This is a genomic window from Granulibacter bethesdensis (assembly GCF_001889525.1).
GTDB lineage: Bacteria > Pseudomonadota > Alphaproteobacteria > Acetobacterales > Acetobacteraceae > Granulibacter > Granulibacter bethesdensis_C.
Genome location: NZ_CP018192.1, coordinates 1695352 through 1709750 on the forward strand (window position 1 = coordinate 1695352; position 14399 = coordinate 1709750).

The 14399-nt window shown below is 53.3% G+C and carries 11 protein-coding genes; 6 read left to right on the plus strand and 5 right to left on the minus strand.

The features are described from left to right. The first annotated feature begins 99 nt into the window (after window positions 1–99). The 5 genes from GbCGDNIH6_RS12410 (at window position 100) to GbCGDNIH6_RS07725 (ending at window position 7203) form a co-directional block, all read left to right on the plus strand. Window positions 100–264, plus strand: a complete 165-nt coding sequence (locus GbCGDNIH6_RS12410) for a hypothetical protein (RefSeq protein WP_157692367.1) — start codon at window positions 100–102, stop codon at window positions 262–264. A gap of 56 nt (window positions 265–320) precedes the next feature. Beyond that, window positions 321–578: a hypothetical protein gene (locus tag GbCGDNIH6_RS07710; protein ID WP_072563453.1), complete on the plus strand. Its 258-nt coding sequence runs from the start codon at window positions 321–323 to the stop codon at window positions 576–578. Between the two features lie 190 nt (window positions 579–768). Continuing rightward, the gene (locus GbCGDNIH6_RS07715) at window positions 769–2097 is read left to right on the plus strand and encodes an NHLP bacteriocin system secretion protein (RefSeq protein WP_072563454.1); all 1329 of its coding nucleotides are present in this window, start codon (window positions 769–771) and stop codon (window positions 2095–2097) included. A gap of 14 nt (window positions 2098–2111) precedes the next feature. Next, window positions 2112–4319, plus strand: coding sequence for an NHLP family bacteriocin export ABC transporter peptidase/permease/ATPase subunit (locus GbCGDNIH6_RS07720; protein WP_072563455.1), 2208 nt, complete (start codon window positions 2112–2114; stop codon window positions 4317–4319). A 31-nt stretch (window positions 4320–4350) separates the two neighbouring features. Continuing rightward, window positions 4351–7203 (plus strand): NHLP bacteriocin export ABC transporter permease/ATPase subunit, encoded by a 2853-nt coding sequence (locus tag GbCGDNIH6_RS07725; RefSeq protein ID WP_072563456.1) that lies wholly within the window; start codon window positions 4351–4353, stop codon window positions 7201–7203. A 79-nt stretch (window positions 7204–7282) separates the two neighbouring features. Here GbCGDNIH6_RS07725 and GbCGDNIH6_RS12415 read toward each other — a convergent pair whose 3' ends face one another. From GbCGDNIH6_RS12415 to GbCGDNIH6_RS07735, 3 genes are all read right to left on the minus strand, one after another. After that, window positions 7283–7462, minus strand: coding sequence for a hypothetical protein (locus GbCGDNIH6_RS12415; protein WP_157692368.1), 180 nt, complete (start codon window positions 7460–7462; stop codon window positions 7283–7285). Window positions 7463–7651: 189 nt separating this feature from the next. Continuing rightward, window positions 7652–9118, minus strand: coding sequence for a UdgX family uracil-DNA binding protein (locus GbCGDNIH6_RS07730; RefSeq protein WP_072563457.1), 1467 nt, complete (start codon window positions 9116–9118; stop codon window positions 7652–7654). Continuing rightward, on the minus strand, window positions 9115–10347 hold the full coding sequence (locus GbCGDNIH6_RS07735; RefSeq protein WP_095413400.1) for a putative DNA modification/repair radical SAM protein: 1233 nt from the start codon (window positions 10345–10347) through the stop codon (window positions 9115–9117). Before GbCGDNIH6_RS07735 ends, GbCGDNIH6_RS07730 begins: the two co-directional genes overlap by 4 nt. 306 nt (window positions 10348–10653) lie before the next feature. On the opposite strand from GbCGDNIH6_RS07735, the gene rfaD reads away from it, so the two are divergent. Beyond that, window positions 10654–11634 carry an ADP-glyceromanno-heptose 6-epimerase gene (rfaD, locus tag GbCGDNIH6_RS07740; protein WP_072564455.1) on the plus strand — a complete coding sequence of 327 codons (981 nt, stop codon included), beginning with the start codon at window positions 10654–10656 and terminating at the stop codon, window positions 11632–11634. 101 nt (window positions 11635–11735) lie between these two features. On the opposite strand, the gene GbCGDNIH6_RS07745 is transcribed toward rfaD, so the two are convergent. Together GbCGDNIH6_RS07745 and GbCGDNIH6_RS12580 are read right to left on the minus strand one after the other, a co-directional pair. Then, window positions 11736–12764 (minus strand): hypothetical protein, encoded by a 1029-nt coding sequence (locus tag GbCGDNIH6_RS07745; protein ID WP_072563458.1) that lies wholly within the window; start codon window positions 12762–12764, stop codon window positions 11736–11738. Then, window positions 12761–14392: a glycosyltransferase family protein gene (locus tag GbCGDNIH6_RS12580; protein ID WP_198355732.1), complete on the minus strand. Its 1632-nt coding sequence runs from the start codon at window positions 14390–14392 to the stop codon at window positions 12761–12763. Before GbCGDNIH6_RS12580 ends, GbCGDNIH6_RS07745 begins: the two co-directional genes overlap by 4 nt. Window positions 14393–14399: the final 7 nt, after the last annotated feature.

Genomic DNA, 14399 nt, shown 5'->3' on the forward strand with positions numbered 1-14399 from the left:
CCGCTATGGCATAAGGATGGTTGGCCATCCAGTCATACACTGATTTTGATAAGAGGGTGGTTTTGTCTTGTATCTGTAAACTTCAGGAAAGTGGCCACAATGCCTGAGGCACTGAAGCAGAATAACGAAGCCATTTCCGAAGAGGAACTGGAAGCCGCCAATAGCTGTCGATTTAGAACCGCTGTTACAAAAAAAGCAATCAAGACGATTGCCAAGGCCGGGATCGAGGTTGCTGCAGAGAAGGTAGCCGGTAAAAATTCATAACATTTTTACCGCTTAAGAGTGTGTCATCTATTTTTAAATTCAGGAAAGCATAGACCATGACTGACAAACTGAACCAGAACAACGAAGCCATTTCCGATGCGGATCTGGAGGGTGTTAACGGTGGTGGTTCCTGGCAAAGGGGCGACGCCGGGAAAATGCAGTGGGTCGAGCAGAAAGCCAGCGGGAATGCGGGAAATTTTTCCGCTTCGCGTGAGACAAGCACCCAGCGCGTTGTGAAAGACAGTTCTGGTAATATCCTCAAGGTCTATCGCCATGATGGCCAGAAAGAATATGAAGTTACGAAAAAAAGGTAAGATCATCATTAGGTGGTCGTAATTTTTGTGGATGACATGATACTGGTTGAAGGGTTCGTTTAATCGGGCATGTTATTTGAAACGAGCACGGCATGCAGCGTTGCATGCCGTGCTTGTGCATTTCAGACAGTTTTTTGCTAAAAATCGTGTGTATTGGCATCATTCATTTCTTTAAGGAATTAGGTATTTTATGGTGGCAAGCCAATCTTCCTCCCGGCCTGTCCGCAATCGTCGCAGGGGACTGTTCCGTCAGCAATCTCTGAAGCAGCTCGACAAACCTGAAGATTTTCAGGTTCCTTTGCGTGTCGTGGGGCCGGTCGATTGGTTGGTGGGATTGCTCTGCCTGGCCTTCTGTGTCTCGATCATCCTGTGGTCCTGCATCTCACGATACCGGGAAACAGTGCAGGGGCGCGGTATTCTTGTGCGCACCGATGGTATGTTCATCGGCATCAACGCACCGAAAGCCGGATGGATTGATGAAGTTGTTGCGCAGGGGCGTAAGATTAAGGCGCATGATCTGGTCGCATCCCTTGCAACGCCGGAGGAAGATGCCCGGATACAGGATCTGCAGAGCCGCATTGCCCAGATAGAAACCCAACAGGACTCCATATCAAAGCGTTATGTCCAGAGAATTGCTGTGGAGACACGTGCGCAGCAACGCAGGCGGGATGAGCTTCAGGAATCCGCGGGGTTGACAGAGCGCCGTATTGCAGAGGCAGCCGTCACCCTTTCAAACCGGGAATATCTGTTCAACAACGGCGCCGGCACAATAGACCGTGTTCATGAGGCCAGAGAGCGTCTTTTTGCATCGCGGGAGGCACTGTCCCATACCAGAGCCGATCTTGCGTCTCTGGACAGTGTTCTTTTATCGCTGGAAGGGCAGCGGGATCTGGAACTGGAGTCTATCCACCGGCAGCTTCTTGAGCTGCAAGGGCAGTTGGAACAGGCCAAGCTGGCCCGGAAGCTGGCAGATGAGATCCGCGCTCCCCAGGCTGGGCTGGTGGCACTCGTGCCTGTGACGAAAAATGCTCTGGTCGCTGCAGGACAGCGGATCATCACGCTGGAAACGGGCGAGAGCAAACTGGAAGTGCTGTTTTTTGTCCCGGGTGATCTTGGAAAACGTATCGAGCCGGGCATGCAGGTCAGAATTTCTCCAACGACGGCCCCCCGCGAGGAGTATGGGATGCTGATCGGAAAAGTTGTCTCCATTTCTCCTCATCCCGAAGGGCAGGCTGAAATCAGCGAGCATCTTGGCAATCCTGAACTCGCTCGCATGATGGCGAAAGAAGGAACGCCTTTTGAGGTCAGGGCCACGCTGGAGCTGGCCCCTTCTGAACCCGTTCCTGACGATGATGAGGATGAGGATGATGTGCGGCACAATCCTTATACCTGGACATCGACACGGGGTACGACCATTTCACTGAGCAGTGGCCAGATGGTGGTCGCTGATGTCACCGTTCGTCAGGCGCCTCCTATTTCCCTGGTGATTCCTGCCTTGCGTCGCTGGACCGGCTTGTAAAAAGGCTGCTCCAGATGAACACCGATTCCAGCAATGTGAATGCCGAAGCGGACCAGGCAGTGCAGTCCCGGCTTCGTCCGACGCGTCATCGTCGCGTGCCGACCATTCTGCAGATGGAGGCCGCCGAATGCGGAGCGGCTTCTCTGGGGATGATCCTGGCCTATTATGGTTTATGGATACCTTTGGAGACGTTGAGGGAAGTCTGCCATGTTTCCAAGGATGGCACGTCCGCAGCTTCTATATTGCGTGGTGCGCGCCGTCTCGGGCTGAAAGCGTCAGGGTGGCGTGTGGAGCCGGAGGCCCTGGCCCAGCACCGTCTGCCTGCGATCGCTTTCTGGGAGCTGAATCACTTCGTCGTCGTTGAAGGGGTCAAAAAAAACAGGGTCATCATCAACGATCCAGCCTTTGGCAGGCGTTCGATCGATGCTGAGAGTTTTGATGCCGCCTTCACGGGAGTTCTGCTTACATTCGAACCGACGGAAGCGTTTAAACCCGGTGGCATGCGCGTCAGCCTGTTACGGGCATTGCTGCCGCGTGGCAGAACCAGGGCAGCACTCGGTTTTCTGGCAATCATCGCGGTCTGCAATCTGCTGCCACCTATTTTCCTGCCCGCGGCGGGCAAGATATTTGCCGATAATGTGCTGGTTCAACATGCAACCTCATGGTTGAGGCCACTTTTGCTGGCGCTGCTGGTGTCGGCGCTGATGTCTTCGGTGCTGTCATGGCTGCATGGGATGGTTCTGACCAAACTCCAGCGGCAGATGGGCACGGAATCGGCCATTCAGCTCATGGGGCATCTGCTGCGTCTGCCGATCAATTTTTTTGTGCAGCGACATACAGGGGATATCGCCTGTCGGGTGGATGCAGCACAGCATTTGTCCCACAGTGCTGTCGTGACCATTTCCTCAGCCGTTTTCAGCATCATGGGTGCCATTACAAGCGCCCTGATCATGATGCTGTACGATGTGCCGATGGCACTGGGATGTTTCCTGCTGTCGGCTGTCGATCTTATAGCACTCTATCTTGTGACGGTGATGCGTGTGGATGGCGTGCGGCGCGCAACACTTCAGCGCTCACGCTATATGACTGTTGCCCTGGGAGGTATCCAGTCTATCGAAACCATCAAGGCATCCGGGTCCGAAAGCGATTTTTTTGCGAAAATTGCCGGTGCACAGGCTCAACTTCTCAATATGATGCTGAGCCTCGAGCGTCTGACGGTCTATATGACGCTTGTGCCGCAGGTCATCAAAAGCCTTTCTTATGCCGGGCTGCTCGGATGGGGAGCCGCCAAGGTTATGGGCGGCGATATGACGATCGGGACGCTGATTGCGTTTCTTTCGGTTCTGCAAGCCTTTCATACGCCGGTTCAGACATTGGTCGGGGCCATTGGCGGCCTGCAGGAATTGCGTGGTGATCTTGATCGTGTGCAGGATACCATGCGCCATGCCCCGGCCATTGTTGAAAAAATCGAAGGCAACAGTAGCTGGCTGAGTGAACATGGAAGGTTGTCCGGCCGGATCACGCTGCATGGCATCAGCTTTTCCTACAGTGCCGATCGGCCTCTGATATCCGATTTCAATCTGGATATGCCATCGGGATCATGGGTTGCGCTGGTGGGCGCATCAGGCAGCGGGAAATCAACCATCTCCAGGATTCTGGCCGGTCTTCTGTCGCCATCTGAGGGTCGTGTCATGTTCGATGGTGTCGATGCCGGTGACATTCCACGACGCGTTATCGCTGGCTCCCTCAGTTTTGTTGAACAGAATGTCGTTCTGTTTGAAGGCACGGTGCGGGAGAATATCTCATTGTGGGATCCCTCCCTGAATGACGAAGCGATTGTGTGTGCTGCCAAGGATGCCTGTATCCACGATGATATCGGTCGGCGGAAAGGGCAGTACGAAGCGGTTATTGCCGAGGATGGCACGAATTTTTCAGGTGGGCAGCGACAGCGCCTTGAACTGGCACGGGCGCTGGCGACCAATCCCGCTATTCTGATTCTGGATGAGGCGACATCTGCGCTGGATACCGCGACCGAATTGTCGGTTCTGGACAATCTCCGCCGCAGGGGTATCACGATCCTGATGGTATCACACAGGCTCAGCACCATTCGCGACTGTGACGAGATTATTGTTCTGGATCATGGGCAGGTTGTTCAGCGCGGCAGGCATGAGGTGCTGATGGCGGTGGATGGGCCGTATGCAGAGCTTATCCGTGTCGAATAATAGTATTTTATTTTAAACCGGCAGTCCCACGATGGTTCGTTTTGAAGTCAAGCAGCAGGTTATTTGTGCTGAACATCATGCGTACATAATACAGGGGGGGGAGGCCGCCCTGTTCTGGGAGGCTTCCCATCAGGCCGGAACCAGACGCTTTATCGCCCGGTTACAGGACGGGGACGTTGTATTCGGCCTTTCATCAGCCGGGATACGTTTGGTTATATTACTGGATACCGGCACATCGGCTGAAAAGAAAGCGTTGCACATTCTGGCCATGCAGCCTGGAATATTGGCGGAGACCGTCGATACATGGCTATATCGCCTTCTGGGTGGTTTACCGGATCTCTCAAATCATGATTTCGGGCATGCGGAACCGTGGCAACCGGATTCCGCTGGTCTGAACGCTGATATGCCTGCCGGAGAGCATCTTGTTCCGTCCGGGTCTGTTTTTGCGCCTCCGGCAGACAGGGTGCTGTGGTGCCAGGTCAGGGACGGTGCCATTGCAACGGCATTGCAGTCTCTGGAGTCCCCGCATAACGCAGCCTTGCCGTGTTTGAGCCTGCTGCCGTTCGTGACTGAAAAAGACAGCCTGATCGTTTTCAGTAACAGTCTGACGATGGCGATGCACGGACATCTGCTTGCATTGCTGGAGATATTCCATCAGGCGCTGCTGGCCTGTCTGAACCGGCAGGATCAGGAAAATCAGGATTTCTTTGTCCGCCGCCTGTCGGTTTCCGCGGATGAGGATGCCAGGATGATTTCTGAAGGATTGGCCGCTCTGACGCCCGGGAAGCGGCCCGTACCAGTGGTATCGGAGACAGATCTGCCGCTTGCCGTGGCTTTGAAGGCTGTTGCGGAGGATATGGGTGTTGCCTTGCCGCCGGAGTTCGGCCGGGTCGTCGAGAAGATAACAGGATTTGACGAAGAAGGTATCCTGAAGGCACTGGCGGCTTATTGCGGGTTGAGCATACGCCGTATTCGGCTTCGTCCCGACTGGTGGCGCCATCCCGGCGAAAACATGATCGGATATTTTCAGGATGGTCAGCCTGTTGCGCTGATAGCAGGCAGAAAAAAATGGACTTCCGTGCATGCTGATCAGGAACAGAAAAAATGGCAGACCGTGACGGCCGAAATGGCTGCCACGGTTCTTTCTTATGGATACGTGGTCTATAGACCCTTTGGTCTCAAAGATAAAAAACCACTTTATACCATTATCCGCTTTGTCCTCAGCCTGGCCAAACACGAACTGATACTGGTCGGAATCATCAGCCTTCTGGTCAGCCTGATGGGAATGGCTTCTCCCTTTTTATCGGGCATGCTGGTGCAGCAGGTTATCCCGGAAGGGGTAAAAAGCGAGATTCTTCAGTTTGTTCTGGCAATGCTGGGGGTCTCGCTGGGGATGGTCAGTTTCGAGCTTGTGCGCAGCCTTGCCGTGCTCAGAATGGAAACGGTGCTCAGCTCGTCCATGGATATGGCATTATGGAATCATCTGCTGCGGCTACCTGCAAGCTTTTTCCAGCGTTTCGGTGCCGGTGATCTTTCCATGCGTGCGGATGCGATCAATGAAATCCACCGCACGATCGGTATTTCCACGATTACAATTCTGATCAGTGTTATTTTCTCGGTTTTTAATCTTGCTGTTCTTTTCAGCTATGGCATGGCGCCTATTCTGCTGACGATCGTGATCTGCCTTGTCGAGATAGGGCTTCTTTTACTCTCGGCAATGTTCAATACGACCATGCAACGTCAGGCCCTGGCGAACAGGGGCGCCATGCAGACGTTAACAGTGCAGATTTTTCAGGGCATATCGAAATTACGCGTCGCCGCGGCGGAAAACCGTTTTCTGGCGCGCTGGATGAAGCTTTTCGCCCGGGATCAGGCCATTCATTATCGGGTGGATATAGTGGGCAATGGGCTGGCGGCTTTTGGCGTCGGCTGGAACATTCTGGTCATGGCGGCGTTGATTGCTCTGGTCGGCTTTGGTGCCGCCAAGATGTCATTCGGTGATTATGTCACGTATTCCGGCATTTCAGGGCAGTTTGTTTCTGCTGTGCTGTCTCTGGTTGGCATCATCTCCTCGATCATGTCGGTGGTCCCGCTATGGGAAAGAAGCTTGCCGATCCTGGCAGAGCCGCAGGAAAACGCCGGCGGGCGTGTGCAGCCCGGCCAGTTGCACGGTGATATCGCACTGGATCATGTGACCTTTACCTATCCCAACGGGATGGTTGCGCTGAGAGATATATCGCTCAAGATCAAGGCGGGGACTTTTGTTGCGATTGTCGGCCCGTCCGGCTCGGGAAAATCTACTCTCATGCGTCTGCTGCTTGGTTTCGATCAGCCGGGCAGCGGTTCCGTTCTGTTCGATGGGTATGATCTGAAAGATCTGGATACAGGCGCCGTCCGGCGGCAGCTTGGTGTTGTGTTGCAGCAAAGCAGAATTGAAACCGGCAGTATTTATAATAATATAGCCGGTGCGGTACCGATGAGCCATGAAGAAGCATGGGAGGCCGCCAGCCTTGCCGGACTGGCAGATGATATCGATGCCATGCCGATGGGACTTCATACCTATGTAGATGACAGCGGCCAGACATTATCCGGCGGTCAGAAACAGCGTCTTCTGCTGGCCCGTGCCATAGCGCGTCATCCACGGATCATGATGCTCGATGAGGCAACTAGCGCACTGGACAATATAACCCAGGCCCATGTCATGAACACGCTGTCCACCCTCCGGGTCACACGTGTCGTGATTGCGCACAGGCTGAGCACGATCAAGGAAGCGGATGTAATCCTTGTCTTCGCCGATGGCCGTCTGGTTGAGCAGGGCAATTACCAGTCACTGATTGCGGCCGGGGGTGTTTTCACCGGCCTGGCCCAGCGTCAGATGGCATGAAACGACGCGGCCTTCTGCTCAGAAATGGGTCTGGCCGCGCATTCTGCCCGAACCTGTATGGCTGCATCGCTGGCTCCAGTCACCAGTAGCATCTTCTATAAGATGCCTTGAGCAGCCTGATGCCCTTGTTTTTCCCTAGCAAGGCACGGGCGCAATAGGCCGCCTCCTTGATGCGCTTACGTAGCGTATTCACCGGATCGGGTGGTGGCTCAACCGACCATGCCTTTGCCTCGTACTGCTCAATCAACGCCGCCAGCACGTTGAGACGTTTGCACCTGATGTCTCATGGGCGGCTTCGTGGTCAAAATATAGCTGCACGACATGCAACGAGGGCGCGAACAGCATATCCATGGCGAGATCGTGAAATCCCTGCGCCGGCTCCAGCACGACCTGCCGGCCGTGAAAACTGCGTTCCGATTAATCTGCCTTCAGTCGGACGAACGCCATATTACCATGACCCTCCAGTTGGAGGGGTTATATCCTCGGCCTCCCTCATCTGCCACGCGGTACGGAGATCCTGTTCCAGTTCCCGCCTGGCCTTTTCGCTCTCCTGCGGGTTGGGCAAGCGCAAAATGAAGGATGGATGCCAGGAGATCAGGACGGGGCCGCCGTGAAGCCCCTGCTCCACCATGCCTCGCCGTCTTGTCATGGCAGCCCGGTTACCGGTCAATGCAAAAGCCGCGGACGCGCCCAGGGCCAGCGTCAAACGTGGACGGATCAGCGATAGCTCCAGATCGAGCCACCAGCGGCATGCCTCTATCTCTTTTCGGTCTGGACTCTGATGCAGACGGTGCCGACCACGGGGGAGGAATTTGAAGTGCTTGACCGCATTGGTCAGCCAGACTTTCTCCTCCGCCATGCCGACCTTGCCCATCAGGTCACGCAACACCTGCCCGGCCGGGCCGACGAAAGGCCGTCCCTCCAGATCCTCCCGGTCGCCCGGCTGCTCCCCTACGATCATCAATGAAGCGTCGGCCTGGCCCTCGCCCCACACCGTCCGGGTCGCTGCCTCGCACAAGGAACAACGACGGCATTGCAGGGCCGCCTGCCTCGCCTCATCCAGAGTCTCAGGCGGCGCCTCCGTGGCGACCGGCATAGAGGCTCGGTAACGAGCCGAAATCGCGGCGGCACCGGGACGTGGCGCTGTCGTCCCCGCCTCATGCATGCGCTGCACCCGCGCCTCCGCATCGGCCAGCATATCCGGGATCAGCCGCGTCTCCGGCAGGTTGCGCCAGTATTTCTTCGGCATCTCCGACCGCATTGCAGACAATTTAATGCGCGCTGGATTAAAGATATTGGCGAAATACGTGTCCCACAAAGCCGCCGATGCATCCTCCGGCAGATCCGGGCGAGGCATGCCGGAGCCAAACCGCAACACTCCCTCCGTAAAATGCGCCGAGAGATCAGGGGTGGCGATCGTCCAGTCCATATCCGCAAAGCGCTGGACGAAAAACGGGCTGGCAGGCTCAAGGGTATGATGTTCCGGCTCGAACCATGCCACGAAGCGGCGTCTTGTGTGCTCTCCCGCTATCTCCCGGAAACGCACAAAAGCGTGCATTTTGTGAATGTCACGCTTGACCGCCGATGCCATCAGCGTCAGCGTGCGCCCCAGCCCATCGGCTGGGGACAAGGCCGCGAGATCACCCCGGCTGATCCTCCATAAAGCCTGATACAGCAGCCCACCGCGATCATTTCCCCGGTGCCAGATGACCGTTTCCGCAAGGCTGAGGAAGACAGGCGGTACGGCAACACGGCGCGGTCCCTTCTCCTCCGGCAAGGCGGTAAAGCCGAACAGGGTTTCCGCCCCTGACCAGTCTATATCCTCTGGCGGTATATCGTGGCTGATCGCACGTTGCGCCGCCCGCCTCCATGCAGCGAAACACGACGTGGCAGGCAGACGAACCGTGTAGGTCACAGCAGTTTCGGCTGCTTTGGAGCAGGTGCGAAACGGGCGCGTAGCAACGCACTGTCCGTCAGGCCACGCGGATTCCAGCCAGGCAGCACAATGAAGGGCTGCGCTTTTTTCATCACCGCCCCCAGCCGGGCCACATCCTCGAAACGCAGCCGGTGCAGGCTGCGCGCGGCGAGAATCCGGTCCACCGTGCGCGCACCGAATCCTGGTACCCGCAACAGCATCTCCCGGCTGGCACGATTGACATCAAGGGGAAAATCCGCACGGTTTCGCAGCGCCCAGGCCAGTTTCGGGTCCAGCTCCAGATCAAGATAGCCGCCCTGTGTGCCGGTAGCGATTTCCTCTACGCTGAACCCGTAAAAGCGTAGCAACCAGTCCGCCTGATACAGACGATGCTCCCTCAAAAGAGGCGGTCGCACCAGAGGCAGGGCCGGAGATGCATCGGGAATAGGAGAAAAGGCTGAATAATACACCCGCCGCAACTGATACCCCGTGTAAAGGCGCGAGGAGGTGGAGAGAATGGTCGTATCATCGGCTCCATCCGCGCCCACGATCATCTGGGTGCTCTGCCCCGCCGGAGCAAAACGCGCCGCCTTCCGCCCGGAAAGGGTTTTATCTTGCGCCGCCTCCCCTTCCAGCCGCACCAGCGCCATGGCACTGCGAATAGTCTCCGGCCGCTTTTCCGGCGCCAGCACCCGGACGCTTTCATCCTGTGGAAGCTCGATATTGATCGAGAGGCGATCCGCCCATAACCCGGCCTCCCTGATCAGGTCTGGATTGGCGTCGGGAATGGTCTTGAGATGAATATACCCCCGAAATCCGTGATCCAGCCGCAGGGTGCGGGCAATCCGCACCATCTCCGCCATCGTATGGTCGGGGGACTGAATAATGCCGGAGGACAGGAACAATCCTTCGATATAGTTCCGGCGGAAGAATTCCAGCGTCAGCGTAACCACTTCCTCCACCGAGAATCGTGCCCGCTCCACATTCGAGGTGACCCGGTTGATGCAGTAGGAGCAGTCGAAAATGCAGAAATTGGTCAGTAATATCTTGAGCAGGGAGATACACCGCCCATCCGGTGTGTAAGCATGGCAGATACCGCGACCCATCGTAGGATCAGCACCCTCCCCACCTTCATTGCGCCTGCCACGGCCACTGGATGCGCAGGACGCATCATATTTCGCGGCATCCGACAAAATGGCGAGCTTGTCCTGCAAGGTAATCCGGGCCATGGCGATACGCTAAATGTTCCCTATTTGTTCGTCAAGTGATCACAGGATCGTCTAAATTTTTATCATCACTCAAAAGATGGCTTATCGGGGGGCGGGGATAGTGGCAAACGTTCTATTGATGCTAAAGAAATGCTCTAACGCCCGGAGAGCAGAAAGGCTGCATCATGTCAGGACACGCTTGATGAAATATACGCATCCCAAGCGTGTGCGCGTGCGGCCCGCATCGACAGGGTGGCATAGCGATGCAGGAGGACCGCTCTGCTCCTCCCTGTTACTTTTCTCTCATTATGCCAGGAAGTGACGGCCTTGATTATTTTGACCGGCGGAGCAGGTTTTATCGGCTCAAACATCGCGGCCGAACTGAATGAGGCAGGCCTTACCGATATCGTTATCATTGACTGGCTCGGCACCGAACGCAAATGGCATAATATTGCCAAGCGGCGCTTCGCTGATTTTGTCTTTCCGGAAGAAGTCAACGGCTTTCTGGATGGTTTGAACGGCGCTGATGCCGTTGTGCATATGGGGGCCAATTCATCAACCACCGCCACAGATGGTGATGAGATCATCCGCTCCAATTTCCGCCTGTCATGCCGTCTGTGGAACTGGTGCACCGCCACCAGAACGCCTTTCATTTACGCTTCATCCGCCGCGACCTATGGCGATGGCAGCCATGGCTTTGTCGATAACGACAGCGATGCGGACCTCGACAGCCTGCATCCGCTCAATCTTTATGGCTGGTCCAAACATGCTTTCGACAAATGGGCGCTGGAAAGGGCACGTCGCCATGACGCTCCCCCGCAATGGGCCGGTCTGAAGTTTTTCAATGTCTACGGCCCCAACGAATATCACAAGAAAGACATGATGAGTCTGGTGGCCAAAAATACACCGTCCATCCTGAATGGTCAGGCGATCCGCCTGTTCAAATCCCACCGGCCCGAATTCGCGGACGGAGAACAGCTGCGTGACTTCATCTATGTCAAGGACTGCGCTTCCGTCGCGAGCTGGTTGCTTCAGAACCGACATGTGAGCGGATTGTTCAATCTGGGAACCGGGAAAGCCCGTTCCTTCCGGGATCTGATGATGGCCGTCGGACAGGCTGCCGGGAAAACGACATCCATCGAGTTCATCGATATGCCAGCTTCCATCCGTGATCAGTACCAGTATTTCACGGAAGCATCCATGCACAAGCTTCGGGCGGCTGGTTACACACGGGATTTTTACACGCTGGAAGAAGGCGTACGGGATTACGTGCAGAACTACCTTACCAAAGTCGACCCTTATAGATAACTCTGAAAATATAATATTTAGTCTGCCTTCGACAAACAAAATTTGCAATCAAGAAATAAAAAGGTGAGACATAAATCAGCGTCTGTCCCACCTCGCATTATTCAATCAGACAGCGTTTCCAAATAAGCCTCAAACGAGCCAGGGCCTGACATAAATGGCTGAGGATACATGGCGCGCAAATCTGGCTTGTTTCGATATAAAATCCGGTGTTCTTTAGCTATTTTGTTTCCACTTTGATAAGAATCAAACGCCCACCAGCGACCGGGTAGTCCCACCACTTTATGCTTTTTGAGAAGATTTTTATACCATGCCATCAGTTCAAAAACCTCGATGCGATCATTGGCATAGCGTTCGAGCATCTGCTCTCCCACCCAAGTAACCTTGGTAAAATGGAAAAATCTTAATAGCTGATTGCCAGCCAATAGATCTCCAGCACTATTCAGAACCAATGGCCTCTGATTCAAATTCCAGCTTGCTACGTTATAACCTGAATCCTTAATGATATGTACTTTATCAAAAAAGGCAGGAACATGGTCACACCATTTCTGATCAGTAAATAGCCCACGTGGGACATCATCAAAACAGAAATCAAGCAGACGGTCACGCCACCATTGGGCAAAACGATATCCTTCATCACGGTTAGCGACTGATACAAAACCGAGATTGTAAATTCCGTAAGCTAGTGAAGCAATTTCATTATCAATAACCGCCTCCTTTTTTGTATCAGGCAAAAGCTGATGAGGCGTCAATAAAATATCATATGTATCCAGCCAATCGACAATTGGCTGCAGATCAGAAAAGATTGCAATATCAGGATCAAGGTAAACGACCTTGTCAGCACCGCCATCTAGAAGACGGACCAGCATCAGACCTTTAACAGCCGTACATAATTCGACAATATCATGCTCAAATATCCAAGATTGAGGGCTTGGTATTCCGAGCTCTTCAATACGGACAACGCCATCAATGGGCTCAGATGCAAGGTCGAACATAAATCCTTCAGGTTCCTGATCCGACAGGCAGAGCCAAAACTTCCAATCAGGATGATAGCGTTTCAGCGTCTCCCCAAGTACGCGTACGCGATCAAGATATGAAAATGATGCACTTGTAAAACAATGTACCTGCGTCAAGACACATTTTCCTCTACAAATGAAGTAGAATGATGGTCAAAAACGAAGACATTTTTTAAAATCCATCCAACAGTATTACTTCCCGTAACGATTGCGCCACGAATTCTATTCGATTGTCCAACTAAACTGGTCAATTTATCTCCGGCCAAAAAAGACTGCAGTTCAGCAAAATCGTGCAGAACTACCCCATGCTCCGGATACTGTTCAACAATTTTTGGCACATTCCCAGATCCGTCATGAGTAATGAGAAAAGCACCCCCAGCAAGGGCTTCATAAGCTGTAAAACAGAACGTTTCCGGCCAAAAAGACCAAACCAGAGCCACATCTATCGAATGTTCACTAATAGCCTCCACCATTCTGTTACGAGCATTACAGGTAACACTGACAGGGATATTATTAATACATTTTGGAAGAGCTGGACCATCAGGATGACCCAACTGGAAAAACTCATAACGCTTATCATTTTGGAATTGGATTGCCAGTTCTTCGAAATGTGGCCACCCTTTATGAAACTGTCGCCCGCCGATGTGTGCTATACGTAACGGCTGACCTGGCCTGCCGAGCCCACGACGATGAAGAGAAGGACCAACAACCAGTTTTCCAATCGGCACATCCACAGACGCACTGGTTGGCAGTTGCACCGCTTTTTGTAGTGTCTCCAGAGCAGATTGCGATGGCGCCAGCAAAACTGGTTTTATAGTATCGAAAAAATTCTTTATCCTTACCATATGAGAGGGACGCTCCTCACCATATCGACAAATATGGCATGCCGTGGATGTCACTGGTGGGCCACCACAAAAAACGACATCATTTCTCAGCAGCGTATAGCTTGGGCAACTGTAAAAAAAGTCATGCGCCCATACAATTGGCACTTTACAGCCTGATACTTGTACAAGCTTAGCAAGCAGTTCCGGGCAATGAGACATCATGTGGTGAATAACCACAGATAAAATATTAACTTTGTTCCGTAACTCACCAACAAGATGGATGATTGAATCCATCAAAGTCAGTCCAATAAATTCTCCATCAAGCCTGACTCCAACCTCGAAAGAATGTGCCTGTACAGGCTCAGCCAAGCGTGGCACATGATAGGCTGGTGACAAATGTAGATAATGCCACCCTCTCTCATTAGCAGCGCGTTGTTCATCATAAACGACATTTTGAATACCACCAGTATTAGTGGCATAGTCATCATGACTAACTGAAATAACTAATTCTGCATTGCAAAGTTTCTTTATAATCTGTTCCTGCAATGCAAATGTCTGGATTACTGAACCTTTCAGAATTCTGAATACCCCCAGCTTCTCGTCACGAGGCATTTCAAGACGATGACGCCAAGCATCCAATCGCCTGATGACACTCCGCCCCTCAGATATCCCCGCCATTGCATAATGCAATAATGGATTTATTTGAGCCTGGGCGATATCAGGATGGCATCTTAAATAATAAATAGTGTTGAAACGCGCATTAGGATTACGTCCCTCACGCCAGCCATGCATATGATAATGCTCCAAAAGAGACATTGTACAGCCAGCAAGATCCGGATATAATTGTAGATAATATTTATCATCAAAATAAGGCAAAAGCAAAGAACGCTCATAATCAGAGAGCATATTTGTTTTAGACATCACTCTC